This is a genomic window from Bradyrhizobium sp. TM102 (assembly GCF_009176685.1).
GTDB classification, from domain to species: domain Bacteria; phylum Pseudomonadota; class Alphaproteobacteria; order Rhizobiales; family Xanthobacteraceae; genus Bradyrhizobium; species Bradyrhizobium ottawaense.
In genome coordinates, this window is record NZ_AP021855.1 from 5,036,273 (window position 1) to 5,061,612 (window position 25,340).

30 protein-coding genes are annotated in these 25,340 nt (G+C 63.6%); 16 read left to right on the plus strand and 14 right to left on the minus strand.

Annotated elements, in window-relative coordinates; all coding sequences use genetic code 11:
• Window positions 1–21 precede the first annotated feature (21 nt).
• The 5 genes from GDN70_RS24220 (at window position 22) to GDN70_RS24240 (ending at window position 4,553) form a co-directional block, all read left to right on the plus strand.
• Window positions 22–855, plus strand: a complete 834-nt coding sequence (locus GDN70_RS24220) for a cytochrome c oxidase subunit II (RefSeq protein ID WP_028145275.1) — start codon at window positions 22–24, stop codon at window positions 853–855.
• A gap of 79 nt (window positions 856–934) precedes the next feature.
• Complete coding sequence (locus GDN70_RS24225; RefSeq protein WP_038946291.1) at window positions 935–2,713, plus strand: cbb3-type cytochrome c oxidase subunit I; 1,779 nt, start codon at window positions 935–937, stop codon at window positions 2,711–2,713.
• A complete protein-coding gene (locus GDN70_RS24230) occupies window positions 2,710–3,414 on the plus strand; it encodes a cytochrome c oxidase subunit 3 (protein ID WP_038970987.1) in 705 nt (234 codons plus the stop codon). The genes GDN70_RS24225 and GDN70_RS24230 overlap by 4 nt, the downstream gene beginning before the upstream one ends.
• Window positions 3,415–3,428: 14 nt before the next feature.
• Window positions 3,429–4,151 carry a heme-copper oxidase subunit III family protein gene (locus GDN70_RS24235; protein WP_038970988.1) on the plus strand — a complete coding sequence of 241 codons (723 nt, stop codon included), beginning with the start codon at window positions 3,429–3,431 and terminating at the stop codon, window positions 4,149–4,151.
• A gap of 9 nt (window positions 4,152–4,160) precedes the next feature.
• Entirely contained in the window at window positions 4,161–4,553 is a 393-nt protein-coding gene (locus GDN70_RS24240) for a cytochrome C oxidase subunit IV family protein (protein ID WP_028145279.1), read from the plus strand.
• 24 nt (window positions 4,554–4,577) lie between these two features.
• Here GDN70_RS24240 and GDN70_RS24245 read toward each other — a convergent pair whose 3' ends face one another.
• From GDN70_RS24245 to GDN70_RS24255, 3 genes are read right to left on the minus strand one after another with little or no spacing between them, the layout of a single operon-like run.
• The gene (locus tag GDN70_RS24245) at window positions 4,578–6,335 is read right to left on the minus strand and encodes an NAD+ synthase (protein ID WP_152103124.1); all 1,758 of its coding nucleotides are present in this window, start codon (window positions 6,333–6,335) and stop codon (window positions 4,578–4,580) included.
• Window positions 6,336–6,351: 16 nt separating this feature from the next.
• Window positions 6,352–6,705: a diacylglycerol kinase gene (locus GDN70_RS24250; protein ID WP_028145281.1), complete on the minus strand. Its 354-nt coding sequence runs from the start codon at window positions 6,703–6,705 to the stop codon at window positions 6,352–6,354.
• 4 nt (window positions 6,706–6,709) lie between these two features.
• On the minus strand, window positions 6,710–8,098 hold the full coding sequence (locus GDN70_RS24255) for a class II 3-deoxy-7-phosphoheptulonate synthase (RefSeq protein ID WP_028145282.1): 1,389 nt from the start codon (window positions 8,096–8,098) through the stop codon (window positions 6,710–6,712).
• Window positions 8,099–8,278: 180 nt separating this feature from the next.
• Here GDN70_RS24255 and GDN70_RS24260 point away from each other — a divergent pair, with 180 nt between their 5' ends.
• Window positions 8,279–9,175, plus strand: a complete 897-nt coding sequence (locus tag GDN70_RS24260) for an alpha/beta fold hydrolase (RefSeq protein ID WP_038970990.1) — start codon at window positions 8,279–8,281, stop codon at window positions 9,173–9,175.
• 1,251 nt (window positions 9,176–10,426) lie between these two features.
• Entirely contained in the window at window positions 10,427–10,630 is a 204-nt protein-coding gene (locus tag GDN70_RS24275; protein WP_131233226.1) for a hypothetical protein, read from the plus strand.
• Between the two features lie 159 nt (window positions 10,631–10,789).
• On the opposite strand, the gene GDN70_RS24280 is transcribed toward GDN70_RS24275, so the two are convergent.
• The 6 genes from GDN70_RS24280 to GDN70_RS24305 form a co-directional block, all read right to left on the minus strand.
• On the minus strand, window positions 10,790–11,053 hold the full coding sequence (locus GDN70_RS24280) for a hypothetical protein (protein ID WP_028145286.1): 264 nt from the start codon (window positions 11,051–11,053) through the stop codon (window positions 10,790–10,792).
• 201 nt (window positions 11,054–11,254) lie between these two features.
• The gene (locus GDN70_RS24285) at window positions 11,255–11,836 is read right to left on the minus strand and encodes a TIGR00645 family protein (protein WP_152103125.1); all 582 of its coding nucleotides are present in this window, start codon (window positions 11,834–11,836) and stop codon (window positions 11,255–11,257) included.
• Between the two features lie 33 nt (window positions 11,837–11,869).
• The gene (locus GDN70_RS24290; protein ID WP_028145288.1) at window positions 11,870–12,505 is read right to left on the minus strand and encodes a TerC family protein; all 636 of its coding nucleotides are present in this window, start codon (window positions 12,503–12,505) and stop codon (window positions 11,870–11,872) included.
• Entirely contained in the window at window positions 12,502–12,861 is a 360-nt protein-coding gene (locus tag GDN70_RS24295; protein ID WP_038946281.1) for a hypothetical protein, read from the minus strand. Before GDN70_RS24295 ends, GDN70_RS24290 begins: the two co-directional genes overlap by 4 nt.
• A gap of 2 nt (window positions 12,862–12,863) precedes the next feature.
• A complete protein-coding gene (locus tag GDN70_RS24300) occupies window positions 12,864–13,337 on the minus strand; it encodes a TerB family tellurite resistance protein (RefSeq protein ID WP_028145290.1) in 474 nt (157 codons plus the stop codon).
• A gap of 358 nt (window positions 13,338–13,695) precedes the next feature.
• The gene (locus GDN70_RS24305; protein ID WP_038946279.1) at window positions 13,696–14,076 is read right to left on the minus strand and encodes a nuclear transport factor 2 family protein; all 381 of its coding nucleotides are present in this window, start codon (window positions 14,074–14,076) and stop codon (window positions 13,696–13,698) included.
• Window positions 14,077–14,215: 139 nt separating this feature from the next.
• Here GDN70_RS24305 and GDN70_RS24310 point away from each other — a divergent pair, with 139 nt between their 5' ends.
• The 3 genes from GDN70_RS24310 (at window position 14,216) to GDN70_RS24320 (ending at window position 16,539) form a co-directional block, all read left to right on the plus strand.
• Window positions 14,216–15,043, plus strand: a complete 828-nt coding sequence (locus tag GDN70_RS24310; protein WP_028145291.1) for a class II glutamine amidotransferase — start codon at window positions 14,216–14,218, stop codon at window positions 15,041–15,043.
• A gap of 17 nt (window positions 15,044–15,060) precedes the next feature.
• Entirely contained in the window at window positions 15,061–16,290 is a 1,230-nt protein-coding gene (locus GDN70_RS24315) for a carboxylate-amine ligase (RefSeq protein WP_038946278.1), read from the plus strand.
• Between the two features lie 63 nt (window positions 16,291–16,353).
• Complete coding sequence (locus GDN70_RS24320; protein ID WP_126261556.1) at window positions 16,354–16,539, plus strand: hypothetical protein; 186 nt, start codon at window positions 16,354–16,356, stop codon at window positions 16,537–16,539.
• Window positions 16,540–16,552: 13 nt separating this feature from the next.
• Here GDN70_RS24320 and GDN70_RS35145 read toward each other — a convergent pair whose 3' ends face one another.
• Window positions 16,553–16,861: a hypothetical protein gene (locus GDN70_RS35145; RefSeq protein WP_240536297.1), complete on the minus strand. Its 309-nt coding sequence runs from the start codon at window positions 16,859–16,861 to the stop codon at window positions 16,553–16,555.
• Window positions 16,862–17,235: 374 nt separating this feature from the next.
• Between GDN70_RS35145 and GDN70_RS24330 the strand changes: the two genes are divergently transcribed.
• Window positions 17,236–18,381, plus strand: a complete 1,146-nt coding sequence (locus GDN70_RS24330; RefSeq protein ID WP_152103126.1) for a hypothetical protein — start codon at window positions 17,236–17,238, stop codon at window positions 18,379–18,381.
• 253 nt (window positions 18,382–18,634) lie between these two features.
• Here the strand turns inward: GDN70_RS24330 and GDN70_RS35565 are convergent, their stop codons facing one another.
• Window positions 18,635–19,078 (minus strand): hypothetical protein, encoded by a 444-nt coding sequence (locus GDN70_RS35565; protein WP_244611270.1) that lies wholly within the window; start codon window positions 19,076–19,078, stop codon window positions 18,635–18,637.
• 366 nt (window positions 19,079–19,444) lie between these two features.
• On the opposite strand from GDN70_RS35565, the gene GDN70_RS35570 reads away from it, so the two are divergent.
• Window positions 19,445–19,774, plus strand: coding sequence for a hypothetical protein (locus GDN70_RS35570; RefSeq protein WP_240536299.1), 330 nt, complete (start codon window positions 19,445–19,447; stop codon window positions 19,772–19,774).
• A gap of 36 nt (window positions 19,775–19,810) precedes the next feature.
• Window positions 19,811–19,960 (plus strand): hypothetical protein, encoded by a 150-nt coding sequence (locus tag GDN70_RS35150; RefSeq protein WP_154694136.1) that lies wholly within the window; start codon window positions 19,811–19,813, stop codon window positions 19,958–19,960.
• Between the two features lie 20 nt (window positions 19,961–19,980).
• On the opposite strand, the gene gor is transcribed toward GDN70_RS35150, so the two are convergent.
• From gor to rpiA, 3 genes are read right to left on the minus strand one after another with little or no spacing between them, the layout of a single operon-like run.
• Window positions 19,981–21,369, minus strand: coding sequence for a glutathione-disulfide reductase (gor, locus tag GDN70_RS24350; RefSeq protein WP_095425860.1), 1,389 nt, complete (start codon window positions 21,367–21,369; stop codon window positions 19,981–19,983).
• A gap of 46 nt (window positions 21,370–21,415) precedes the next feature.
• Window positions 21,416–21,958 (minus strand): DUF2059 domain-containing protein, encoded by a 543-nt coding sequence (locus tag GDN70_RS24355; RefSeq protein ID WP_028145297.1) that lies wholly within the window; start codon window positions 21,956–21,958, stop codon window positions 21,416–21,418.
• A gap of 2 nt (window positions 21,959–21,960) precedes the next feature.
• On the minus strand, window positions 21,961–22,686 hold the full coding sequence (gene rpiA / locus GDN70_RS24360) for a ribose-5-phosphate isomerase RpiA (protein WP_038946268.1): 726 nt from the start codon (window positions 22,684–22,686) through the stop codon (window positions 21,961–21,963).
• A gap of 169 nt (window positions 22,687–22,855) precedes the next feature.
• On the opposite strand from rpiA, the gene GDN70_RS24365 reads away from it, so the two are divergent.
• The 3 genes from GDN70_RS24365 (at window position 22,856) to moaA (ending at window position 25,309) form a co-directional block, all read left to right on the plus strand.
• Window positions 22,856–23,530, plus strand: coding sequence for an HAD family hydrolase (locus tag GDN70_RS24365; protein ID WP_038946267.1), 675 nt, complete (start codon window positions 22,856–22,858; stop codon window positions 23,528–23,530).
• Window positions 23,531–23,686: 156 nt separating this feature from the next.
• The gene (locus tag GDN70_RS24370; protein WP_038946266.1) at window positions 23,687–24,181 is read left to right on the plus strand and encodes a hypothetical protein; all 495 of its coding nucleotides are present in this window, start codon (window positions 23,687–23,689) and stop codon (window positions 24,179–24,181) included.
• A 108-nt stretch (window positions 24,182–24,289) separates the two neighbouring features.
• A complete protein-coding gene (moaA, locus tag GDN70_RS24375) occupies window positions 24,290–25,309 on the plus strand; it encodes a GTP 3',8-cyclase MoaA (protein ID WP_018319985.1) in 1,020 nt (339 codons plus the stop codon).
• Window positions 25,310–25,340: the final 31 nt, after the last annotated feature.

A 25,340-nucleotide genomic window follows, 5' to 3' on the forward strand; every position in this document is an offset into this window, starting at 1 on the left:
TGATGGCAAGGATGGATCAGGATGGCTGTCGCACTGATACTGCTTCTGGTCGCGATCGGCTCGGTGCTGTTTCACCTCTACAGCCCATGGTGGTGGACGCCGATCGCCACGAACTGGGCCTATATCGACCACACCATCAACATCACGTTCTGGATCACGGGCTTTGTTTTCGTCGCCGTAATCGCCTTCATGGCCTATTGCGTCTTCCGCTTTCACCACAAAGAGGGAAGACGGGCTGATTACAATCCCGAGAACAAAAAGCTCGAATGGTGGCTGAGCGTCGGGACCGGAATCGGTGTCGCGGCCATGCTGGCGCCCGGCCTCGTGGTCTGGCATCAGTTCGTGACCGTGCCTGCGGACGCCACCGAGGTCGAGGTCATGGGCCAGCAATGGCAATGGAGCTTCCGCCTTCCGGGCAAGGACGGGCGGCTCGGCACATCCGATGTCCGCAACATCGCTTCCGACAATCCGATGGGACTCAATCGCGACGATCCGCATGCGCGGGACGACGTCGTGATCGAGAACGGCGACCTGCACCTTCAACTGGGAAAGCCGGTCAAGGTTCTGCTCCGCTCGGTTGATGTCCTGCACGATTTCTACGTGCCCGAATTCCGAGCCAAGATGGACATGGTTCCAGGCATGGTGACTTACTTCTGGATCACGCCGATCCGAACCGGAACGTTCGACGTTCTCTGTGCGGAGCTTTGTGGCGCGGCTCACTATCAGATGCGGGCCAAGGTCATCATCGACGAAGAGCGTGAATATCACGCTTGGCTGGAGCAACAGAAGACGTTTGCAGAATTGTCGCCGGCAAACACCGTCGTGAAGGCGGCATATCAATCCGGCGGCAAGTAGCAAGGCGCCGCCGCGAAGATGAATCGGGTGCGTGAGACCAACTCGTCGCCCCCGATGGAAACGACCGAGGAGGTTCTCTATGGTCGATATTCCATATGAAGGGATCGCTGGCGCGCCGCCTGCCGAAGTACCCGATGTCGAGCTCTATCATCCGAGGAGCTGGTGGACACGGTATGTCTTCTCGCAGGACGCCAAGGTGATCGCCATTCAGTACTCGCTGACGGCCTCGGCCATCGGGCTGGTGGCCCTGGTGCTGTCGTGGCTGATGCGACTGCAGCTGGGATTCCCCGGCACGTTCTCTTTCATCGATGCCAACCAGTACCTCCAGTTCATCACCATGCACGGCATGATCATGGTGATCTACCTGCTCACCGCGTTGTTCCTCGGCGGCTTCGGCAACTACCTGATCCCGCTGATGGTTGGCGCCCGGGACATGGTCTTCCCTTATGTGAACATGCTGAGCTACTGGGTCTATCTGCTCGCAGTGCTGGTGCTGGCCTCGACATTCTTCGTGCCTGGCGGCCCCACCGGCGCCGGCTGGACGCTGTACCCGCCGCAAGCAATCCTCTCCGGAACGCCCGGGCAGGATTGGGGCATCATTCTCATGATGTCGTCCCTGATCCTATTCATCATCGGCTTCACGATGGGCGGGCTGAATTATGTGGTCACGGTGCTCCAGGCGCGCACCCGCGGCATGACCTTGATGCGCCTGCCCCTGACGGTGTGGGGGATTTTCACGGCGACGGTCATGGCGCTCTTGGCATTCCCTGCGCTCTTCGTTGCCTCGGTCATGCTGCTGCTCGACCGTCTGCTGGGCACCAGCTTCTTCATGCCCTCGCTGGTCGAGATGGGCCAGCTGTCGAAATATGGTGGCGGCAGCCCGCTGCTCTTCCAGCACCTGTTCTGGTTCTTCGGCCATCCCGAGGTCTACATCGTCGCCCTGCCCGCCTTCGGCATCGTCTCCGATCTGATCAGCACCCATGCGCGCAAGAACATCTTCGGCTACCGCATGATGGTCTGGGCAATCGTGGCCATCGGCGCGCTCAGCTTCGTCGTATGGGCGCACCACATGTATGTGAGCGGCATGTTCCCGCAATTCGGGTACTTCTTCGCCACCACGACGCTCATCATCGCCATTCCCACCGCGATCAAGGTCTACAACTGGGTGCTGACCCTGTGGCGCGGCGACATTCATCTCCGGGTGCCGATGCTGTTCGCCCTCGGCTTCATCATCACCTTCGTGAACGGCGGGCTCACCGGCCTCTTCCTCGGCAACGTCGTCGTGGACGTGCCCCTCTCCGACACCATGTTCGTAGTCGCGCATTTCCACATGGTGATGGGCGTGGCGCCGATCATGGTCGTGCTGGGTGCGATTTATCACTGGTACCCCAAGGTCACGGGGCGAATGTACAATGACGCACTCGGCAAGTTTCACTTCTGGGTCACTTTCCTCGGCGCCTACCTGATCTTCTTCCCCATGCACTATCTTGGACTGCTCGGGGTTCCGCGCCGGTATTTCGAACTCGGAGATACGTCGTTCATCCCGTCCTCGGCCCATTCACTGAACGCCTTCATCTCCGTGGTGGCCTTGACCGTCGGCTTCAGCCAGATGGTGTTCCTGTTCAATCTTGCCTGGAGCCTGTTCAAAGGTGAGGCCTCAGGCGGCAATCCGTGGCGGGCGACGACGCTGGAATGGCAGACGCCGGAGACCCCTCCCGGGCATGGCAACTGGGGCAAGGAGCTGCCGGTCGTCTACCGCTGGGCCTATGACTACAGCGTACCCGGCGCCGAGGAGGACTTCATTCCGCAGAACCAGCCGCCGCGCGCGACGCACGTCGTTCAAGGAGCTGCTTCGTGAGTGCCGTCATCCTGTTCGTGGCTGTGATCGCGGTCGTCGCCGGATGGTGGCTGTCGCAGCAGCGGCTGACGGCCAGGCCCTGGCTGGAGGAAGGTCCGGCCGGTGACTTCCCCGGCGGCGACGCCATGACCTGGCCGGCAGCGAAGATCGGACTTGGCGTGTTTCTCGCCGTCGCGAGCGCATTGTTCGTCCTCTTCATCAGCGCCTACTCGATGCGCATGAACGTGGTGGACTGGCGGGCGCTGCCTGTGCCGCGGCTGCTGTGGTTCAACACGGGGGTCCTGGTCCTGAGCAGCATCGCGCTGCAATGGTCCTACGTGGCCGCGCGCCGAGACGACGCTGAAGGCGTCATGATCGGCCTGCTCGCGGGCGGCGCAGCTGCCGTGATCTTCCTCGGCGGACAGCTTCTGGCCTGGCAACAGCTCGGTGCGGCCGGATATTTCGTGGCGTCCAATCCGGCGAACTCCTTCTTCTACCTGTTGACCGCAGTGCACGGGCTGCATCTGTCGGGCGGTCTGGTGGCTTTGGGCCGAACCTCGACCAAGATGTGGCGTGGCGCCGGGATCGCCGACATGCGCTTGAGCGTGGAACTGTGCGCCATCTACTGGCACTTCCTGCTGCTGGTCTGGCTTGTGCTGCTCGGGCTTCTCACGGGCTGGACCGACGATTTCGTCAACGTCTGTCGCCGATTGCTGAGCTAGGGAGGCGTGACCAGATGGCCGAGACTGTGCTGACAAATCCGGGCCATTCGACTGCGCGGCTTGAAGGCTGGCGCGGCATCGCCGCCGACTGGGCGTCCGATCAGCGCGCCTTCAAGAACGTGTCCTGGGGCAAGGCCATGATGTGGATCTTCCTCCTCAGCGACACCTTCATCTTCAGCTGCTTCCTGCTCTCCTACATGACGGCGCGCATGTCGACGACCGTGCCCTGGCCGAATCCCAGCGAAGTCTTCGCCCTCAATATCGGCGGCAACCACATCCCCCTGATCCTGATCGCCATCATGACCTTCGTGCTGATCAGCAGCAGCGGAACGATGGCGATGGCGGTCAATTTCGGCTACCGCCGCGATCGCGTGAGAACCGCAATCCTGATGCTGGTCACAGCGGCATTTGGCGCAACATTCGTCGGAATGCAGGCGTTCGAATGGACCAAGCTGATCATGGAGGGCGTTCGCCCCTGGGGCAATCCATGGGGCGCGGCACAGTTTGGCTCCAGCTTTTTCATGATCACGGGTTTCCACGGCACTCACGTGACGATCGGCGTGATCTTCCTGATCGCGATCGCGCGAAAAGTCTGGCGGGGAGACTTCGATGTCGAGAGGCGCGGCTTTTTCACAAGCCGCAAGGGCTATTACGAGATCGTCGAGATCATGGGCCTGTACTGGCACTTCGTCGATCTCGTGTGGGTGTTCATCTTTGCATTCTTCTATCTTTGGTGAGGTCGGCGCATGACAAACGCGACAATACATATGGAAGGACAGCTCCACGCTCCGGCGCATGGCGCAGTCGCAACAGGAGCCGTTCACGCCAAGGGTCAACAGCACCCGATCAAGCTCTACCTCGTGGTCTGGGGCTGGTTGTTTGTCCTCAGCACGTGCTCCTACCTCGTCGACTACTTTGGCCTGCACGGCTACCTGAGGTGGTCGCTGATCCTGCTGTTCATGATGTTGAAGGCCGGCCTGATCGTCGCCGTCTTCATGCACATGGCCTGGGAGCGACTGGCCTTGGCCTATGCAATCCTGCTGCCGCCGATCGCGGTATTGGTATTTGTGTCGATCATGGTGCTCGAATCCGAATACACGCACTTGCTTCGGGTCCTGTTCTTCGCAACCCCGTCGTAGCGCCGGCAGGCCCAGTCTCCAACCTCACCCCTCGAACGCGTCGATCGACGCCTTGCTGCCGCGCGAGACCAGCGTCTCGCCCCCGGCGGGCAGCCCCTCGCCCTTGTCGCGAAAGCGGTTGGTGATGGGATAGCGGCGGTCGCGGCCGAAATTCCTCGGCGTCACCTTCACGCCGGGCGCGGCCTGGCGGCGCTTGTATTCGGCGACGTTGAGCAGATGGTCGATGCGGGTGACCGTTTCGCGATCGAAACCGGCCGCGATGATCTGATCCAGCGGCTGCTCGCGCTCGACAAGACGCTCCAGGATGGCATCGAGCACCTCATAGGGCGGCAGCGAATCCTGGTCGGTCTGGTTCTCGCGCAGCTCTGCGCTCGGCGGCCGCGTGATGATGTCGGGCGGGATCACCTCGCCCGCCGGCCCGAGCGCGCCATCGGGCTTCCAGCCGTTGCGCAGGCTCGCCAGCCGAAACACCTGCGTCTTGTAGATGTCCTTGATCGGATTGAAGCCGCCGTTCATGTCGCCATAGAGCGTGGCGTAGCCGACCGACATTTCGGACTTGTTGCCTGTCGTCACCACCATCAACCCGGTCTTGTTGGAGATCGCCATCAGAAGCGTACCGCGGCTGCGGGCCTGGAGGTTCTCCTCGGTGATATCAGGCGGCAGATTCTTGAAGAGGCCCGAGAGGATGGTCTCGAACCCGGTCACGGCTTCTGCGATCGGCAGCACCTCATAGCGGATGCCGAGATGACCGGCGAGCTCGCCCGCATCGGCGATCGAGTGTGCTGCGGTGTGGCGATACGGCAGCATCACGCCATGCACCTGATCGGCACCGAGCGCATCGACCGCGATCGCCGCGCAGAGGGCCGAGTCGATGCCGCCGGAAATGCCGAGCAGCACGCCGGGAAAACCGTTCTTGGTGACGTAGTCGCGCAGGCCCAGCACGCAGGCGGCGTAGTCGGCCTTGTCGCCCTCGGGTTGCTCGGCGATCGGTCCCGTGCAGCGCCAATCGTCGCCGTTGCGGATGAAGCGCAGCGTGACGATGCTCTCCTCGAATGTCGGCAATTGCGCCGCGAGCGAAAGATCGCCGTTGAGCGCGAAGGAGGCGCCGTCGAACACCAGTTCGTCCTGACCGCACACCTGGTTGAGATAGACCAGCGGTAGCGCGCTTTCGGTGACGCGCGCCACGGCGACGGACAGGCGCACGTCGCTCTTGTCGCGGGCGTAAGGCGAGCCGTTCGGCACCAGGATGATCTCGGCGCCGGTCTCGGCCAGCGTCTCGACCACGTTCTCGTAATCCTCGGACTCTTCCAGCCAGATGTCCTCGCAGATGGGGACGCCGATGCGCACGCCGCGCACAGTCACGGGCCCCGCCGCCGGGCCGCGCGCAAACAGCCGCTTCTCGTCGAACACGCCGTAGTTTGGCAGATTGCATTTGAAGCGAAGTGCGGCGATGCGGCCGCCGTCGAGCAGCGCGCAGGCATTGTAGAGTTTGCCGTCTTCGACCCAGGGCGTGCCGACCAGCATGGCCGGCCCGCCATCGGCGGTCTCTCGGGCCAGTGCCTCGATCGCAGCGCGGCAGGCCGCCTGGAAAGCAGGCTTCTGCACGAGGTCCTCCGGCGGATAGCCGGCGATGAACAATTCCGGAAACAGCACGAGATCGGCGCCGTCGGCGATGGCTCGCGTGCGCGCATTGCGCGCCTTGGCGGCGTTGCCCTCGATGTCGCCCAGGGTCGGATTGAGCTGGGCGAGCGTGACCGCGAATGCTTTGAGACGTTCGGTCATGGCCGCCGCGCTCCGATCAGATAAATCCCAGTCGCTCGATGATGGCGATGATCCAGAACGCGCCGGCCATCAGCAGCGCGACGCCGACGGCGGCCGAGCCCATGTCCTTGACCCGCCCGATCTGCTTGTCGTGATCCATCGTCAGCCGGTCGGCAAGCTTTTCGATCGCGGTGTTGAGCAGCTCGACCGTCAGGACGAACGCAACCGAACAGACCAGCTCGACCGCGCGCATCGCGGTCGCGCCGATCAACCAGGCCAGCGGCAGCGAGGCGAGGAGCGCAAAAATCTCCTCGCGGACGGCCTGCTCCGATCGGAACGCAAAGGCCAGACCGTTACGGGAATTGATCGTGGCCTTCCAGATCCGCAGCAAGATCCTAGAGCCCCGCTGCGGCCGGCATCGGCGTGGCCTTGCCCGCGCGTTCCTGCTTGAGGAGCTCGGCGATCAGGAAAGCCATGTCGATGGATTGCTCGGCATTGAGGCGGGGATCGCAGACCGTGTGATAGCGGTCGTTGAGGTCCTCGTCCGTGATCGCGCGGGCGCCGCCGATACACTCGGTGACGTCCTGCCCGGTCATCTCCAGATGCACACCGCCGGCATGGGTGCCTTCGGCGGCATGGATCGTGAAGAAAGACTTCACCTCAGACAGAACCCGGTCGAAGGGGCGCGTCTTGTAGCCCGAGGTCGAGGTGATGGTGTTGCCGTGCATGGGGTCGCACGACCAGACCACCACTTTGCCCTCGCGCTTCACGGTGCGGATCATGTTCGGCAGATGCTCGCCGACCTTGTCCGAGCCGAAGCGGCCGATCAGCGTCAACCGGCCCGGCTCGTTGTCGGGATTGAGCACGTCGATCAGCTTCAACAGCTCGTCGGGCTTGAGCGACGGGCCGCATTTCAGCCCGATCGGGTTCTTGATGCCGCGGAAATATTCGATATGGCCGTGATCGAGCTGGCGGGTGCGGTCGCCGATCCAGATCATGTGGCCGGAGGTCGCGTACCAGTCCCCGGTGGTGGAATCGACGCGGGTCATCGCCTGCTCGTAGCCGAGCAGCAGCGCCTCGTGGCTGGTGTAGAAATCGGTGGCGCGAAGCTCGGGATGGGCCTCGAGATCGAGGCCGCAGGCGCGCATGAAGTTGAGCGCATCCGAGATGCGGTCGGCCAGCTCCTTGTAGCGGCGGGACTGCGGCGAATCCTTGAGGAAGCCGAGCATCCACTGATGCACGCTGCCGAGATTGGCGTAGCCGCCGGTGGCGAAGGCGCGGAGCAGGTTCAGCGTCGCCGCCGACTGGCGATAGGCCATCAGCTGGCGCTGCGGATCGGGCACGCGCGCTTCCTTGGTGAAAGCGATGTCGTTGACGATGTCGCCGCGGTAGCTCGGCAGCTCGACGCCATTGATCTTCTCGGTCGGCGAGGAGCGCGGCTTTGCGAACTGGCCGGCAACGCGCCCGACCTTCACCACCGGCACCGCGCCGGCGTAGGTCAACACCACGGCCATCTGCAGCAGCACGCGGAAGAAATCGCGGATGTTGTTGGCGCCGTGCTCGGCAAAGCTCTCGGCGCAGTCGCCGCCCTGCAGCAGGAAGGCCTCGCCGGCCGCAACGCGCCCCAGCGCCTTCTTCAGGTTGCGCGCCTCGCCGGCGAACACCAGCGGCGGAAAGGTCGCAAGCTGCGCCTCGACGTCCGCCAGAGCCTTGGCGTCGGGATAGTCGGGCACCTGTAGCACCGGCTTGCTGCGCCAGGACTCGGGCGTCCACCGCTCGGACATCGCAATCTCTCCGTGAAGCAAAAAAGTGCAACCTGATCTGGGGGTTGCGAGGGCCGCCTTATACACAGGCTGGCACGACATCGCCAGTTGTAAATCCATTTGGTACTGCAAACCCTTGCGGGGAAAGCCAAATTCGCATTTGCTGGGAGGGCGAGGCAACTGGCAGGATACCTTGCGCCCATGGACGCGGCACTGGACGACGTTTTCATCGACGAGATCAACTTCCCGGCGACCGACGGGTATGCCCTGACCGGCACCCTGTTCCTGCCGCGCGGCACCAAACGCCATGCCGTCCTGATCAACTCGGCAACCGCCGTTCCGCGCAAGATCTACCGGGGCTTTGCCTCCTATCTCGCCCATCGCGGCTGCGCGGTGCTGACCTACGACTATCGCGGCATCGGCGATTCCCGGCTGCCGGCGATGGTCGGCTACAACCAGCGGAAATCGCTGGTCGGCTTCAAGGCGTCGATGTCGGATTGGGCCGCGCTCGACGTCACCGCTGCGGTCAGCTGGATGCGGGAGCGGTACAACACCCTGCCGCTTGCCTATGTCGGCCATTCCTTCGGCGGTCAGGCGCTGGGGCTGATCGCCAACAACAGCGAAATCTCGCGCGCCGCCTTCGTGGCCTCGCAGGCCGCGACCTGGCGGCTGATGACCTCGCCGGAGAAATACCGCGTCTTCGCCTTCATGAACCTCATCGGCGTGCCGCTCGCCCACACGCTCGGCTACGCCCCGGGCTGGGCCGGCGTCGGCGAGGATCTGCCCAAGGGCGTCTTCCTGCAATGGGCCGATTGGGTCTCGAGCCCCCGCTATCTCTTCGATTCCAAGCTGCCGGCGCTGGAGAATTTTGCAAAGTTCAAGGGCGAGCTGCGGGCGCTGTGCTTCTCCGACGATCCCTGGGCGACCCGGCCGGCGGTCGAGCTGCTCGCGAGCGGGTTCACCGCGATCAAGCCGGAGGTGCTCAACGTCAAGCCGTCCGAGGTCGGCGCCAAGGCAATAGGCCATTTCGGCTTCTTCCGCCCCGAGCACCGCGACACGCTGTGGCGCGGCGTCGCGGAATGGATTCAGGGGGACTGAGACACAGCTTCGCGTCCTCGCGGCGCATTTCGCCCGAGCTTCCGGAATGCCTTCGCGGAGACAGTCTCGATTGCTTGTGCAAGGGCTTCTTGCAATGAGGGCGCGTGTGGCGATCTGCGTCTCTCTCGTGTCCCGGACGCGCTGCAGCGTCCTTACGCTGCTGCGCAGAGCCGGGACCCAGCAGGCCACGGCACTCGTTGATGCATGGGCCCCGGCTCTGCAGCGCATCGTCGAAGGGACGCTGCGCCGCGTCCGGGGCACGAGACCTTCGTTCAATGACACACATGATTGATCATCCTCGCGGCGCATTTCGCCCGAGCTTTGCTTGATCGCTTCACCCTCACTTGAAAGAGGGCGCAGGGAAGACCGGGCGCCGGCTGGCACCCGCGGTCCACTGTGCGAATTCTGCGTAACAAGAAGCTGCACAGCGGCATACAGGTGAAGCCGTACATCCGGCCTTCCCTGCGCAGTGGGTTTACGGCTTATGTCGTGCTCTCCCCGGGGAGCGTTGCACTATTGCCCCCGTCGCCTTGTAGATGACTGATGCGCGTGCCCGGTCGGGCCGCCACATCACCGCAAGACTTGGCGCACAGACCCCGGGCGCCAGGACGACACGATTTTGCCGTACGCCGATCACACCGGTCGTGTGCGCCAGGTGTTTCGCTCACGGTTGCCCGCCCTGCGGAATCCTTGGCGCCGATGTGACCCACGTCCACCGCCGCCCGGCCCGCGTTCGTGACGATCGCGATACGCCCCTCTTCGTTGGGCCGGGATGCCGCAACACATACGCGATATCCGAATTTCGGTAAAGTGGAATATTTTCGGCGATCAGAGTTGCCCCAGCGCTCGCGTGTTTCGCCCGTCGGCAGCACAAGGTGTTGTAGATATCGTGCCCGGCCGCGGCTCGGGCGTTGCCGTGGAAGCGCTGAAGGCGTGCGATTCCCGACGCACAGCCGCGCCTTCACCGACAAGGAAGCCGCCAAGCTGAAGGCTTCGGGACCGCCGGCGTGCGCCTTGAACCAGGGCGTGGACTCATAATGTTGGGTCGCTATCGTAAAGCGGAAGTCGACCACCTTGACCGTGATCTGCGGCTTGTAACCCCTTGCCGACCTTCTCTACCTGCTTTGCGGTGGTCCGTAGTTTGAGATAGGCTTCGGTCTCAGATGCAACCTTTGGACGAAATCGTTAGTGCGAATGGCACTGAGTAGACATACACTTAAGGGGCTGTTCCTCATATCCTGTCTGATAGGCATGGGGATGATCACCTTCCTTAGGGGGCGCGATCTCTTCCAGCAATTCGGCTTCTCTATCGGCCTCGGTGCGGTTCTGATCATTGCGGGGTCCTCTGTGATCTTCGTCGCTATTGCGATCCGGCAAACCTTAGCGGTTTCGGGAAAACGTCCGCAGGCGATCAATAGACAATCAGATGAGGCTGACTTGGACATGCCTCAATGAGCTTTCCTCGCATCGCTGTTTTCATCGCGACAATTTCTCGGCTGGGGCAGCGGCGCTTCCGCTCCTGACCCATCAGCGACCTCGGAAGCCATCCGCTCCTCGGCCGATGCCGGCGGTAAACCGGACGTCAGGCGGATAGCCGATCAATGAGCAGCGGCCCTACCGGATGATCGTCGTCAGCGACGAGTAGCGCCTGTTCGGCTTGGCCTCGCCGGCCGAGAACTGCGCGAAGGCATCGCTGACGCGCGCCGCCGGCGTGGTGCCGTCTGCGAAGCGGAATTCCTTCGGCCGCGGCGCGTAGAAGCTGGCGCGGTAATAGGCGTCGTCGAAGCGTACCTCGCCGACCCCGAACAATGCGTCGCAGGCGAACAGGAGCGCGTAAACTCCCGCGAGCGCAGCGACGACCTCCTTGAGAACTGACATGTTGATGCCCCACCCTTTTGCGGGAAGGATGCATGCCGGTTCCAAAGCCCTGGTTTAAGACCGCGCGGTTCTTGTCCGCAGGGTTTGCCACGGCTGAGCGGATTGCAGACAATTTTATCGATCTCAAAAAAAGAGCCGCCGATCGGACGATCAGGCGGGCTCAGGATTGGCCGCTCGGGAGGTTTCGGACGGCCAGGTTCATCAGCCGTGGCCGGCCTCCTTGCGATGGCCGCTCTCGCTGAGGCGGTCGACCCAGGCGATGCCGATCGCCGAGATGATGAAGGTCAGATGGATCAGCACCTGCCACATCACGCCGGTCTCGGTGAAATTGCTGCGCGTGGTGCCGAGATTGCCGGCCTCGATGAAGGTCCTGAGCAGCGAGATCGAGGAGATGCCGATGATCGCCATCGCGAGCTTGATCTTGAGCACGCTGGCATTGACATGGCTCAGCCATTCCGGCTCGTCGGGATGACCGGTCAGATTCAGGCGGGAAACGAAGGTCTCGTAGCCACCGACGATCACCATGATCAGAAGGTTCGAGATCATGACGACGTCGATCAGCCCGAGCACGACCAGCATGATCTGCTGCTCGCTGGCGTCGAACGAGTGCGCGACCAGATGCCAGAGCTCCTTCAGGAACAGCAGCACATAGACGGCCTGAGCGACGATCAGGCCGACATAGAGCGGCACCTGCAGCCAACGCGAGCCAAAGATGAGCTGCGCAAACAGGCCTAGGCGCGGCGGCGCGGCCTGCGCCGAAGGTGCTTGGGGTTCGGACGTCATGAATTACTCCGGATTGCGGAAAGAGTTGTCGCCTCAGAGACTCGCTATGACCGGCGCGAGCTCGAGCGAGCCCCGATAGATCATCTCGAAGGCGACGTAAATGATGATGGCAAGGCCGATATAGGCGACCCAGCGATGCTTCTGGAGCACTCGGCCAAGCAGATCGGCGGCAACGCCCATCATCGCGACCGACAGCAACAGCCCGAAGACGAGAATGTAGGGATGCTCGCGCGCGGCGCCCGCGACCGCGAGCACGTTGTCCAGCGACATCGAGACGTCGGCGGCGACGATCTGCACCGCGGCCTGGCCGAAGGTCTTTCGCTGCACGGCCGCACCATCCGCGCCGCCGCCATGGCCGAACGCCAGCTGCCGCGCATGCGCCTGCTCGCGCAGCTCGCGCCACATCTTCCAGCAAACCCAGAGCAGCAGCACGCCGCCGGCAAGCAACAGGCCGATGACCTGCAGCAACTGGGTCGCGACGCCGGCGAAGACGATGCGCAATGCCGTGGCGGCGGCGATACCGACGATGATGGCGCGACGGCGCTGCTCGGCCGGCAGTCCCGCTGCGGCGAGGCCGATGACGACGGCATTGTCGCCGGCGAGAACGAGGTCGATCAGGACGACTTGAAGGAGGGCCGTAAGCGCTTCGGGTGTGATGAATTCAGTCATGTTTGATCATTTTTTGGGGCAGACGGATCGAGCCAATGCGGCTTGCGGCGCTCGATCCAGTCGAAGACCTTCGAACGCGACGAGCGCAGCGCAGGCACGTCCTCGGCGAGCAGCGCGAGGCCGAGCGGCAGCATCCAGATGCCGAGCACCGGCAGGATGGAGAGCACACCGCCGACGACCAGCAGCGTGCCCGAGGGGATTCGCACCCAGCGGCTGGACGGCTTGAGCAGATAGGCGAAGGTGTCGCCCATGCGTGGCGGCAAACGGTGGACGAGCTTGTCCAGACGCGGGTCTCCGCCGGCCATCTGACCGGCGCCCTCGGTTTTCGCCGTGCGCTCGTCCGAAACTGTGCTCATGCTTACTCCTTCAAGGCAGCCTGCCGTTCGGCACCCGCAGCACTCGGCACGACCGGTTTCGCGCGCGGCAGCACCAGCGTCAGCAAGCGCAACAATTTGATCGCCTGCACTTCATGAGGATGGACGTCCTCATCCGCCGCAGCCACGCGCTCCGACAGCTCCATCAGATGGGACGAGAGCGGCAGGTTCGAAACCGGCCGCAGCGTGTCGATCACGACATTGGCAAAATCCGGCTCCTCGAGCCGTTCGGCCAGTTCGTCGAACATCGCGTAGAGCCGTTCTTCCGAAATGTGCGGCGCCAGCTTGCGATCCCTGATGAAGCGGATCACCTCGTCGCGCTCGACCGCCGAAACGCGCCGGTCGGCAACCGCGACCAGCGCGCCCACGATTACCAACGCGGCCGCGGCCTGCTCGTTCAGGCGGGACGGTTCCGTGATCTCGATCTCGATGGGATTTGAGGATTTGGCGTCAGACATCGTTGCTCCCTTAACTTGCGAAATGACCGCACGGAGCTGCGATGGGGACGAATGGTCGGAGAGAACGTACAGAGGCCCGACGATCGGCCGATCCATCGCATTCGCGCGGGACAGGTCATCCGACATCACGAGGTTTGCCGACGTCGTCGGCGTCCTCGCCAGAGGGGCCCGGATTCTTGTTCGTGTCAGAGATAAAGGTGGGCCTGTCGGAATCAAGGCGGCACGGCTGCGACCAGCCGCCGCATCGGTTCCGTGGTCGGGCATCGTGTTCCGGACGCGCTGCGCACCGCTAAGTCGGCGCTGCGCTGCGTCCGAGGCAAGAGGCCACCATTTCGTCGCGCACCTGCATCAACGCGTCTCACCCCACCGGCTCGACCAGATGCGCACGGGATGGCGCGGGATCGAAGCGGTCGCCGAAATATTGCGTCTCGCGCGTCACCAGTCCGTCGTGGAATTCCATGATGCTCACGACATGAGACGGCACCCCGTCATAGCTCAGCACGAATTCACTGACCCAGAGATCGCCGCCGCCAACGATCCGCCGAACCGTGAAGCGCTTCTGGTTCGGCTGCACGAACCTGCTCTCCTGAATGTTCCTGCGACCGCGGATGCGCTCGCCCGACTGCGGATAGTCGAGCACTGCGTCCTCGCGATAGATATCGTGCTCGACCTCGAAATCATTGGCATCCGAGGCGTCCCAATGACGCTGAAGCGCGGCCAATACGGCTTGATCGTTCATCGCGGTCTCCAATTTCGAATTGCCGCATCGTAACACTGAAGCCGCCTCTGGTCGTGATCGCTGCTTGGCGCCGGGAACCACGAGGCCGGCACGTCGGTTAGTGCAGCTCACGACCCATCCGCCGCCTCACAGGAACCCCATGTGCCGCTGGATCGCATACCGAGGCGAGACCACCTCGTTTGAGCCCTATGTCACCGAGCCCGAACATTCGCTGGTCGCGCAAAGCATCCGCTCGCTGCAATCCACGGCGGGCTCGAATGGCGACGGCTTTGGTCTCGGCTGGTACGGCGAGCATCCGGAGCCCGGCCTTTATCGCGAGACCCGCCCTGCCTGGTCGGACGAAAACCTGCGCTACCTCTGCCGGCATCTGCGCTCGCATTTGTTCTTTGCCCATGTGCGCGCCGCCACCGGCACGGCGGTGACGCGGCAGAATTGCCATCCCTTTGCCTGCGGCCACTGGATGTTCATGCACAACGGATTCGTCGGGAGCTGGAATCGGCTGCGGCGGAAGGTCGAGGCGCTGATCCCCGATGCCTATTATCCGTCGCGGCTGGGCACGACCGACTCGGAAGCCGTGTTCCTGGCGATGATGGGCGCCGGCCTCGACGGCGATCCGCTTCGAGCGACGCGGCGCGTGCTGCAAGCCCTCGTCGGCCTCGTCAATGAAGGCCAGCTGCGCGAACGGCTGCGCTTCACCAGTGCGATCGCCAACGGCCGGGATCTCTATGCGTTTCGAGTTGCGGTCAACGACGCCGCAAATACGCTCTATTACCGCGAGGACGGCGGCCAGGTCATCGTCGTGTCCGAACCCTTCGACAAGGAATCGGACTGGACCGAAGTGCCGCCAAATCACGCGCTGATCGCGCGCGCGTCCGAAAACGTGAAGATTGTTCCGTTCGACGCGACAATTTGCAGTAGCGCCGACAGGGAACCCGCCCCTACCAGAAGGATTAGTGCCCGCAGGTGATCTTTGCCGGGTGGGATATGACATTTGCTTCAGACGTTTTGAAACTGCTTCGCCTGGATTCCTCGGGCGACAAGCAGAATCTCGTGATTCGCTCCGCTGGCGGCGGCGACAAGGCGGCTGAATATTCCTTCGGAATCGAGGAGGAATACTTCCTGGCCGATCGGCGCACGTTCGACGTTGCGATCGAAACGCCCAACGAGCTCTTCGAGTCGGCGAACTGGTCGACCGGCGGCCAGGCCATGCGGGAGATGCTGCAATCCCAGCTCGAGGTCGCCACCAACGTCCACGTCGACGTCAACGACGCCCGCGAAGAGCTTCGCTTCCTGCGGCGCGAAGTCGCGAACGTCGCCGCGCAATATGGTTTCGTGATCATGGCCTGCGGCACGCACCCGACCGCGGTCTGGCGCATGTCGCAGCCGAGCCCGAAACCGCGCTATGAGGAGATGATCGAGGATCTGCGCAGCATCGGCCATCGCAACATGATGTGCGGCATGCATGTGCACGTCCAGTTGCCCGATCCTGAGAAGCGCATGGCGGTGATGCGGGCGATGCTGCCGCATCTGCCGCTGTTCATCGCGCTGTCCGCGTCCTCCCCGTTCTGGAATTCGCACAAGACCGGACTGAAGGGCTACCGGCTTGCCGCCTATTCCGAGCTGCCGCGCACCGGCCTGCCCGAACTGTTCGAGAGCAGGCAGGATTACGACGATTATGTCGGCGCGTTGCAGCGCTCCGGCGTGATTCCCGACGAGAGCCACATCTGGTGGGCGATGCGTCCGTCAATGCGGCATCCGACCCTCGAGCTTCGGGCGCCCGACACCTGCACCTTCGTCGACGACGCCGTCGCCATCGCCTCGCTCTATCGCTGCCTGACGCGCCACCTCTATCTGCGACCGGATCTGTCCAAAGGGGTCACCGCGGTCGAACGCGCAATTGCGGTGGAGAACAAATGGCGCGCCCAGCGCTACGGCACCGATTGCATCTTCGGCTCCAGAGACGGACCGGTCACGATCTCCGAGATGCTCTCCCGAATCATCGACGACACCGCCGGGGACGCCGACGCCCTGGGCTGCATCGCCGAGATCGAGCATTGCCGCACCATTGTGGACCGCGGCAGCTCGGCCGAATTCCAGCTTCGCGCCTATCGCGAAAGCGGCGACGACATCGCAGCCGTGTCACGATGGATCGCGACATCGACGACTTCAGGGACGAGCGCGCCCATCGGGCGCAGCGCTCCAGCGCCGTCATAGCGCCCGCGCAAGCTTCGCGGACGAGAACGTCATTTCTGAATTTGCTACGCCGTGGGGGAATGCATGACTGACATCGCCTGGTGCGCCGGTTGCGGCCACAGCCTGGTCCCGATCCTGTCCGAGAACGGCCGCGCGCGGCCAAGCTGCTTCTGGTGCGAGGGCGTCGACGCACGGACCATGGAGATGGCAAAGTGGGCTGACAGCCCGGCCGGCAAGCCGGATCGGGCCGCGCCTCGCGCCTTTGATTGAGCTGGCCTCTGCGTCAAACCCGCGCCACCACGCGCGGACGGAACACGGAATCCACGGTCGGGGAAAGAGCCGCGACCGGCTTTCGCGTCGGCCGGCGCCGCGGGATGAAGAAATTGTTCACGAGGATCGGCTCGTCATCGCCGAGCGCGATCCGCTCCTTCACGAGCAGGCTCATGACCGAGCGCATCTTGATGACTTCCTGCGCCACGAAGCTGCAATCCTCGTCGCGGTTGATCTGCTCATGCATGATCGCTTCCGCTTCGCGCATGCTCACGCGGAGCGCTCTGATGGTTCTGCGGATTTCGTTGATGCGGTTGTCCATGGCGGCCTCCATCTCGGTCGCAGCATAAGAACAAAACATGAACAATCTGTCAATCACCGCCCTGCCCGGTCGCGACGTTTTCGCTGAATCCCAAAGGCGCCATCGGACCGATCCGGCTCCGCCGCCGCTGCACGAGCACTCGCGCCTGCCGACAAATTAGACAGCCCTCTCGCTATGCCGAAAGCGCGCGTCCCTGGTACGCGTCCGACCATCAGAACAAGCCGTCGATCTAACCCTCCGTGCAACCACCGGATTTTTCCCGAACGGGCACGCCGGCATCGCGGCGCCAGGCCGGCTTGCTCCTTCGCAAACCAACTGGCCCAAAATTCGCAATGACGGTGCAAGCGAAGCAACGGCGCAGAGCGGAGAACGTCATGAACGTGCATGCTGCGGGCGATCTCAAGACGACCGGCCTCACCCATCCGAATGGCGCGCCGCTCCGCCTCAACACCCAGGACTTCGTCGCAATCGATCGCGACCGGAATGCGAAGTTCGAGGCGACGTATCGTCCGCAAGCGCTCTACAATCGCGCCAATGAAGGCTTTCACGCCAACAACGAGACCTTCCTGCTGCACGAAGTCGTGACCAATCTGCCGATCTACCGTCCCGACACCGGTCCCACCGACTTCCATCTGCATCTGCCGCCCGGCGGCTTTCAGCTCGTGCTGGTCACCTCGGGCGCTTTCACCTTCGACTATGACGGGCGCTTCTACAATGTCGGCCCCGGCGCGGCGATGCTGCAAAGCGCGATCGTGCATCGCCAGTTGTTCTACACCTGGTCGGGCCTGACGACCGAAGAGAATTTGAAGACGCCGCAGACGGTGGTACCGGATCCGGTCTCGATGGGCTATTCGGGCAAATTCCTCGAAGCCTTCATCACCGATCCCACCACCTTTCCGAATCCCACCATCGTCGGTCCCGATCAGATCAACGAAGCCGAAACGCCGCGCGTGGCCTGGAGCCATCCGCTGCACGATCGCCCGGCCAATGCCGGCTTCTGGCTTCAGGATCCGCTGGCGCTGGATGCGTTGTTCAAGCCGCTTTGCGACGGCTCGATCAAGTCAGCGCTGCCGGTTTACGTGCGCGATATCGGCATCGAGGCGCCGAGCGGCCAGCTCGTCACCGGCCACATCATCGCAACCGACCCGCGCGGCGGGTCGCTTCTGCCGAAGAGTACATTGGCATCCGCGGACGCCGCCTCGTTCGCCAAGGGCGAGGTCGTGATCTATCGCGTCATTCGCGGCACGGCCGAATTCAGGACCAAGGCGGGCGAGACCTTCGAGCTCGCGGCCGGCGACGTCGTGACCGCAGGCAAGAGCTCGATCAGCCTCATTGCGGTCGGCGAGAACACGCAGGTGCTCCGGCTCGGCCTTCTCAGCGGTATCGACGACCTTCGCGGCTGGACGCCGACGCAGCGCGACGAGATCGACGGTCTCGCCGGCCAGATCATCACACGGAAGGACATGCGTCCCCTGCGGACCGAAGGCAAGCCGGTCGGATATCTGTACGACCGAGCGTAGAAGGTCCCGTTGGCTATTCCGGGACCCGGCGCCCCGGAAAGCAGACAGGCATTGATATCGACAGCCATCTTGTTGCGGTGCGCTTTGTTCAGGAGCGCGTCGCGCTCTGCACCGGGTTCAAGGCGCGCGGCCTGTTCGCGCAATCTCAGTGCATCGGCCGCCAGACGCTCGGCAAGTGAACCCGCCTGATGGATGCGGCTGCGATTCTCTGTCATGACAAATGTCCTTGGTGCCTTGGGAGAGTCGAGGTCGATCAAGCCTGCGCCTTTTTAGGGCGCAGGACCGGCGGGACCGCGCCGTCGAGCCAATCCTCAGTTTCCGCGAGAGCGAGCCAGGCATCGCCCATTCGCCTGTACCGCTTGCGCGCCGCGTCGCTGGGAGCGGTGCCTTCCAGGGTCAGACAGCGTCCGGCATTCTCCCGAAGATGCCCGGACCGACTGACCTGGATCTCCGTGCCGCTCGCGGGATCGGCAGAAGTCTGCCAGGAGTTTCGGCACACAGAACACCGCCATTGATAGACGAACTTGCCTATGGGCAAGTAGGTCGAGTGCACCGGGGCCGCAGCGAGCCGCCCGCACACGGCGCAGCCGACCGTCGCTTGCGACGCGGTCATTTCGCCGTCGTCCTGAACCACCTTCGCGCTCCAGCGGCGTTCAAACTTGCGACAAAGATGCAGGGGATATTGCAAAACGTTCAATGCGCGCCTCCTGTTTCGGCGGGAGCGCTGTAACGTCTCTCGGCCACTAGCGCCTGTCGTGTGTTGTGCTAGCGATACATTCAATGTGGGGTCTCAATCGCCATTCACCAGAGCGCGGCGCCGAAAATACGTTCCCGGCATCCGGCCCGTGGCCATACCCCGACCACACTTCACGTGCCGATGAACGATGCTCCGGCGGGGCTTCCGTTTGAGTGACAGTCTTCCTGCCGTACCAATCCGTGGGACTTAGGAACATATCGCGGCCTCTCCTGTTGCGTCTGCCCATGGATGCATGCGTCCCCGAGATCAGGCCATGGGCGTACGCTCCCTTTCTTCCCTTCCAATATCTTCATCGAAAGTTTTCAGATGCGCATACTGAAGAAACGTTCGCCATCTTTGGCGGCCACGAGCCTTCGCGTTCTTGCAGAAAATCCGGTCGCGTCCGCGATTGCCGCGCCTGTCGCCTTGATGGCCACGGCTGCGGTCGTCAATCGAAAGCTCGCCGACAAGGCTCAACGCGAGAACCCGCCGCAGGGGCGCTTCATCGACATCGACGAACAGTCCGGTCGCCTCCATGAGGAAATCAGGCACAGCAAGATGCGACGCGTCGCGAGAGCGGGTCATATGATCCAACAGTCGGATACGGCCGATTTGATGGCCGCAATCGACGAAGCCGCGGCCGAAACGCTGCATTGATCTGAGAATGTATGAAGCTGTCGGAAAGGAACGACCATGGCCCCGAAAATCAAAGAGCGGACCTGCCCGGCGTGCAGCGGAACGGGCTTTCCTCTGTCCATCAAGGCGGCTTCGCCGGGCCGCAAAGTCTACCCGGTCAAATGCGAGGCCTGCGAAGGCAAGGGAAAGATCACCGAAACCGAGTGAAGTGACTTCGTGAGTAAGGCCTACTCCGCGGCCTGGCGCACGTGGCGCGCGGTCGGGGTGCGCATGGTGACGAGCTCTTCGGCCGCCGTCGGATGCAGCGCGATCGTCGCGTCGAAATCGGCCTTGGTCGCCTTCATCTTCACCGCGATCGCGACGGCTTGCGTGATCTCGGCGGCCGCATCGCCGACGATGTGGCAGCCGAGCACGCGATCGGTCGAGCCGTCGACCACGAGCTTCATCAGCACGCGGGTGTCGCGGCCGGACATCGTCGCCTTGATCGGGCGGAACGAGGTCTTGTAGATGTCGACGTGACTGAACTGCGCGCGCGCTTCAGTCTCGGTGAGACCAACGGTGCCGACCTCCGGCTGCGAGAACACGGCGGTCGGGATGTTGGCGTGGTCGACCTTCACCTCGCGCTTGCCGAACACGGTGTCGGCGAAGGCGTGGCCCTCGCGGATCGCGACCGGCGTCAGGTTGAAGCGATGGGTGACGTCGCCGATCGCGTAGATGCTGTCGACCGAGCTCCTGGAGAAATGATCGACCGCGATGCCGCCATTGTTCGGGTTGATGGCGACGCCGGCATTCTCGAGGCCGAGATTGGCCACCGCCGGATGGCGGCCGATCGCGAACATCACCTGCTCCGAGGCGATGCTCGATCCGTTCGACAAATGCGTGGTGAACTCCTCGCCGTGGCGATCGACCTTGCTCACCGTGCAGCCGGTGAGAATGGTGATGCCCTGCTTCTCCATCTCGGCACGAACGTGGGTGCGAACATCCTCGTCAAACCCGCGAAGGATGTTGTCGCCGCGATAGATCACGGTGACGTCGGAGCCGAATCCGGCGAAGATGCCGGCGAATTCCAGCGCGATGTAGCCGCCGCCCTGGATCACGATCCGCTTCGGCAGCTTCTTCAGGTGGAACGCTTCGTTGGAGGAGATCACGTGCTCGATGCCGGGAATCGACGCGCCGTGGTTGGGCGCGCCGCCGGTGGCGATCAGGATGTATCTTGCGGTGATCTTGCGGTCGTTTTCGAGCAGGCGGACGGTGTGCTTGTCCTCGATCACCGCCCGGCTCTTGACGATCTGCGCGCCCGACTTCTCGACATTGGCGGTGTAGGCCGCCTCCAGCCGCGCGATCTCCTTGTCCTTGTTGGCGATCAGCGTCGGCCAGTCGAAGCTGGCGGGCGGAACGGTCCAGCCGAAACCTGCGGCGTCCTCGAGCTCTTGGCGAAAATGCGAGCCGATCACGAACAGCTTCTTCGGCACGCAGCCGCGGATCACGCAGGTCCCGCCCATGCGGTACTCCTCCGCGATCGTCACGCGGGCGCCGTAACCGGCCGCGATGCGGGCGGCACGCACGCCGCCCGAGCCGCCACCGATGACGAAGAGGTCGACGTCGAATTCAGCCATTGTCCACTCCGACCCCTGTCAGGAAGTCCTGATCAGATAGTGTCTGTCAGATCTCCTTGCCACGCTTGCGCATCTCGGCGCGGAAGGCTCCCATCACGGTCTCGGAGAAGTTCTGGGCCCAGGAGTTCATGAAGGCCATGGACAGGCCGATGGCGCGCGGCTCGGCGTCGATCAGCTTCTTGCCCAGCGGCGACTTGTAGAAGGTGACGAGATCCTTCAGCTCCTGCTCGGTGAACTCGCTGGCATAGATCTGCGCCATGCCGTCGCCAATCTCGTTCTGGCGGCCGTTGAGCTGCTGGGCGACGACGCCGGCAACCTCGTTGAGATCCTTCTGGTAGTTGAGATTCTGCTGGATCAGCGCGATCTTGGTCTTCTCGACCAGGCCCGGCACCGCGCCTTGATACATCGCGGTGGCATTCTTGATCTGCAGAATTTCCCTGGCCGCCGCGACCGCCGCCGGCGTGGCCTTCGGCTGGGCGGGTGCGGCGCCAGCCTTCGGCGCCGCCTGCTGCGCGGCGGCCGGGACGACCGAGAGGGCCAGTCCCACAGCGAGGGTCGCAGCCGGCAAAATCTTCAAAACGCTCTTCATTCCTAGTCTCCTTTCGGCTTACGCCGTTCAATCACGCGAATTCCCTCGCCGCCCGCCAGAACAGCCGAGCTGGCCAAGCCGATGAACAACCCATGCTCGACCACGCCGGGGATCGCGCTCAACGCGCTGGCGAGGCCGGCAGGATCCCCGATCTGTCCGAGCTGGGCATCGACGATCCAGTGGCCGCCGTCGGTGACGAAAACGTGGCCATCCTTGTCCCCGCCCTTGGCCTTGCGGACCGCCATTTGCCCGGAAACGCCGCACTCGGCAAATGCCTTCTCGATCGCACGGCGTGTTGCGCCAAGGCCGAACGGAATGACCTCGATCGGCAGCGGAAATTTGCCGAGCGTCGGCACCCATTTGGTGTCATCTGCAATCACGATCATGCGATCCGAGGCCGCTGCCACGATCTTCTCGCGCAGCAGCGCGCCGCCGCCGCCCTTGATCAGGTTGAGCGCGGGATCGATTTCGTCGGCGCCGTCGATGGTGATGTCGAGATGGTCGATCTCGTCGAGCGTGGTCAGCGGCACGCCGCACCGCGTCGCATCGAGGCGAGTCGCCTCGGAGGTCGGCACGCCGATCACCTTGAGCCCGGCGGCGACGCGCTCGCCGAGCAGCTCGACGAAATGCTTGGCGGTCGAGCCGGTGCCGAGCCCGAGCTGCATGCCGTCCCGCACCTCCTCGAGCGCGCGCGCCGCGGCCTGTCGCTTCAACTGGTCCATATTCACGTTTGCGCCTGCCTCTGAAGTCTCGAACGTGCCGCCGATCCCGGCCGCTTTCGGCGGCCTATGTAGCCTCGTTTTCCGCCGGAGAACAGTGTCTGGGGAACCAGGCTATAAGCTGATCTTATGGCGCCGCCCCTTGCACTGACCTTGCCGGGCCGGTAGCGCTTGGACCATGACCTCCCCTCACACCATCGTCTTCGATCTCGACGGCACGCTTGTGGATACGGCGCCCGACCTGATCACCGCGCTGAATCACGTGCTCGACCGCGAAGGGCTGCCGCCCGTGCCGATGGCCTCGGCCCGCAACATGATCGGCGCCGGCGCCCGCAAGCTGATCGAGCGGGGGCTGGAGGCCGAGGGCCGCACGGTCACCCCCGCCGACATGGACCGGATGACCGCGGATTTCATCGCCTATTACGCCGATCATATCGCGGTCGAATCCCGCCCCTTCGAGGGGCTCGAGGCCGCGCTTGACCATTTTTCAGCGCAGGGCCATCGCCTCGCCGTCTGCACCAACAAGCTGGAATGGCTGTCGAAGCGGTTGCTGGACCAGCTCGACCTCAGTCGCCGCTTCGCGGCGATCTGCGGCGCGGACACCTTTGGCGTCCAGAAGCCCGACCCGACCATCTTTCGTGAAACGGTGGCGCGCGCCGGCGGAGCGGTCAAAGCCAGCATCATGGTCGGCGATGCCGGAACCGATGTCGGGGTGGCCCGCCGGGCCGGAGTGCCGGTGATCGGGGTCAGTTTTGGCTACACCGACGTGCCGATCGCCGACCTGAAGCCGGACCGGCTGATCCATCACATGCGTGACCTGCCAGCCGCCGCCAGCAGCCTGATGACGGCATAGCTCTACCAAGCTATTGATATAGCGTCGTTATTCCGCGAAATACCCCTTAACCATTCATTATTTATGCGCAGCCCGCCGGTTGCCCTGCCCCAGACGACGCTCCTAAAGTCCGCGCGGGGTTATGTGGCGGTTCGTCGCAGTTGAAGTGGATGGGTCATGCGTCGTGTCATCGCGGTTGCGTTAGCCGGAGCGAGTCTATTGGGAGCGGCAAGTCTTGGGGGCTGCTCCTCGATGTCCTGGGACATGTTCAAATCGGCCCCGCCGACCGTCCAGGTCCGAATCGAATCCAACCCGCCAGGTGCCGACGCCACCACCTCGCTCGGGCCGGGCTGCAAGACACCCTGCTCCGTCTCGGTTCCCGCACCCGAGGCCCCGTTTACGGTCGCTTTCGCGCTGCCCAAGTACCAGCCGGCGAGCGTCCCGGTGAACGTGATCAAGAATCCCGGGGATTTCACCACCCCGGCCTCGGTGGTCACCGACCCGAATCCGGTGGTTGCGGAACTCCAGCCGGCCACCCCGCCGAAACCGATCCGCAAGCCGCACCGGCCCAGGAAGCCCAAACCGGCCGCCGCGGCGCCTGCTGCGGCACCGGCTGAGGCCGCAACGGCCGCGGGCTCACCGTTCCCCGATCCGAACGCCGGCAGGCGCTGATCTACGTATACCACCCGATTGTCCTCGTCGCGTCCGATGCTTAGATTGGGTGCCGAGCACCGCCGAAGCCAAGGTGCGCCCGTCGCCGTCAGTGACAAGGCCTCTCGCATGAACGGATCCGCCGCGCTGTCCACCCCGATGACCGATCCGTTCGGGCGGACCATCAGCTATTTGCGCGTTTCGGTCACCGACCGCTGCGACCTCCGCTGCTTCTACTGCATGTCGGAAGACATGACGTTCCTGCCCAAGGCGAACCTGTTGACGCTGGAGGAGCTCGACCGGCTCTGCTCGGCCTTCATCGCCAAGGGCGTCAAGAAGCTGCGGCTCACCGGTGGCGAGCCGCTGGTCCGGCGCAACGTGATGACGCTGGTCCGTTCGCTGTCGCGGCATCTGTCGAGCGGCGCCCTGAACGAGCTGACGCTGACCACCAACGGCACCCAGCTTGCGAAACACGCAAGCGAGCTCGCCGATTGTGGCGTGCGCCGCATCAACGTCTCGCTCGATACGCTCGATCCCAAGAAGTTTCGCGAGATCACCCGCTGGGGCGAGATCGACAAGGTGCTGGAAGGCATCGAGGCCGCGCGCGCCGCAGGACTTGCCGTGAAGATCAACGCGGTGGCACTGAAGAACCTCAACGAGGACGAGCTTCCCGACCTGATGCGCTGGGCCCACGGCAAGGGCATGGGCCTGACGCTGATCGAGGTCATGCCGATGGGCGAGATCGGCTCGGGCCGCATCGACCAGTATCTGCCGCTCTCGCTGGTGCGCGCGCGCCTCGCCCAGCAATTCACGCTGACGGATTTGGCGGAGAGCACCGGAGGTCCGGCCCGCTATGTCAGCGTCACCGAGACCGGCGGCAAGCTCGGCTTCATCACGCCGATGACGCATAATTTCTGTGAATCCTGCAACCGGGTTCGCATTACCTGTACGGGAACGCTGCACACCTGCCTCGGCCACGAGGATGCCTCCGATTTGCGCAAACCTCTGCGTGCATCCGATGACGACATGCTGCTTGCGGATGCGATCGACCGCGCCATCGGCTTGAAACCCAAGGGCCACGATTTCATCATCGACCGCCGCCACGACCGTCCCAGCGTCTCCAGGCATATGAGCGTCACCGGCGGCTGACACCATCGGCTGCGGCCTTATTCCCCTTAAC

What these genes read in the sequence shown, in the direction of transcription:
- GDN70_RS24220 (WP_028145275.1), top strand. Translation starts at nt 22, where the DNA reads ATGGCTGTCGCACTGATACTGCTTCTGGTCGCGATCGGCTCGGTGCTG.
- GDN70_RS24225 (WP_038946291.1), top strand. Translation starts at nt 935, where the DNA reads ATGGTCGATATTCCATATGAAGGGATCGCTGGCGCGCCGCCTGCCGAA.
- GDN70_RS24235 (WP_038970988.1), top strand. Translation starts at nt 3,429, where the DNA reads ATGGCCGAGACTGTGCTGACAAATCCGGGCCATTCGACTGCGCGGCTT.
- GDN70_RS24240 (WP_028145279.1), top strand. Translation starts at nt 4,161, where the DNA reads ATGACAAACGCGACAATACATATGGAAGGACAGCTCCACGCTCCGGCG.
- GDN70_RS24245 (WP_152103124.1), bottom strand. Translation starts at nt 6,335, where the DNA reads ATGACCGAACGTCTCAAAGCATTCGCGGTCACGCTCGCCCAGCTCAAT.
- GDN70_RS24255 (WP_028145282.1), bottom strand. Translation starts at nt 8,098, where the DNA reads ATGTCCGAGCGGTGGACGCCCGAGTCCTGGCGCAGCAAGCCGGTGCTA.
- GDN70_RS24260 (WP_038970990.1), top strand. Translation starts at nt 8,279, where the DNA reads ATGGACGCGGCACTGGACGACGTTTTCATCGACGAGATCAACTTCCCG.
- GDN70_RS24275 (WP_131233226.1), top strand. Translation starts at nt 10,427, where the DNA reads ATGGGGATGATCACCTTCCTTAGGGGGCGCGATCTCTTCCAGCAATTC.
- GDN70_RS24280 (WP_028145286.1), bottom strand. Translation starts at nt 11,053, where the DNA reads ATGTCAGTTCTCAAGGAGGTCGTCGCTGCGCTCGCGGGAGTTTACGCG.
- GDN70_RS24285 (WP_152103125.1), bottom strand. Translation starts at nt 11,836, where the DNA reads ATGACGTCCGAACCCCAAGCACCTTCGGCGCAGGCCGCGCCGCCGCGC.
- GDN70_RS24290 (WP_028145288.1), bottom strand. Translation starts at nt 12,505, where the DNA reads ATGACTGAATTCATCACACCCGAAGCGCTTACGGCCCTCCTTCAAGTC.
- GDN70_RS24295 (WP_038946281.1), bottom strand. Translation starts at nt 12,861, where the DNA reads ATGAGCACAGTTTCGGACGAGCGCACGGCGAAAACCGAGGGCGCCGGT.
- GDN70_RS24300 (WP_028145290.1), bottom strand. Translation starts at nt 13,337, where the DNA reads ATGTCTGACGCCAAATCCTCAAATCCCATCGAGATCGAGATCACGGAA.
- GDN70_RS24305 (WP_038946279.1), bottom strand. Translation starts at nt 14,076, where the DNA reads ATGAACGATCAAGCCGTATTGGCCGCGCTTCAGCGTCATTGGGACGCC.
- GDN70_RS24310 (WP_028145291.1), top strand. Translation starts at nt 14,216, where the DNA reads ATGTGCCGCTGGATCGCATACCGAGGCGAGACCACCTCGTTTGAGCCC.
- GDN70_RS24315 (WP_038946278.1), top strand. Translation starts at nt 15,061, where the DNA reads ATGACATTTGCTTCAGACGTTTTGAAACTGCTTCGCCTGGATTCCTCG.
- GDN70_RS24320 (WP_126261556.1), top strand. Translation starts at nt 16,354, where the DNA reads ATGACTGACATCGCCTGGTGCGCCGGTTGCGGCCACAGCCTGGTCCCG.
- GDN70_RS35145 (WP_240536297.1), bottom strand. Translation starts at nt 16,861, where the DNA reads ATGGACAACCGCATCAACGAAATCCGCAGAACCATCAGAGCGCTCCGC.
- GDN70_RS24330 (WP_152103126.1), top strand. Translation starts at nt 17,236, where the DNA reads ATGAACGTGCATGCTGCGGGCGATCTCAAGACGACCGGCCTCACCCAT.
- GDN70_RS35570 (WP_240536299.1), top strand. Translation starts at nt 19,445, where the DNA reads ATGCGCATACTGAAGAAACGTTCGCCATCTTTGGCGGCCACGAGCCTT.
- GDN70_RS35150 (WP_154694136.1), top strand. Translation starts at nt 19,811, where the DNA reads ATGGCCCCGAAAATCAAAGAGCGGACCTGCCCGGCGTGCAGCGGAACG.
- gor (WP_095425860.1), bottom strand. Translation starts at nt 21,369, where the DNA reads ATGGCTGAATTCGACGTCGACCTCTTCGTCATCGGTGGCGGCTCGGGC.
- GDN70_RS24355 (WP_028145297.1), bottom strand. Translation starts at nt 21,958, where the DNA reads ATGAAGAGCGTTTTGAAGATTTTGCCGGCTGCGACCCTCGCTGTGGGA.
- GDN70_RS24365 (WP_038946267.1), top strand. Translation starts at nt 22,856, where the DNA reads ATGACCTCCCCTCACACCATCGTCTTCGATCTCGACGGCACGCTTGTG.
- GDN70_RS24370 (WP_038946266.1), top strand. Translation starts at nt 23,687, where the DNA reads ATGCGTCGTGTCATCGCGGTTGCGTTAGCCGGAGCGAGTCTATTGGGA.
- moaA (WP_018319985.1), top strand. Translation starts at nt 24,290, where the DNA reads ATGAACGGATCCGCCGCGCTGTCCACCCCGATGACCGATCCGTTCGGG.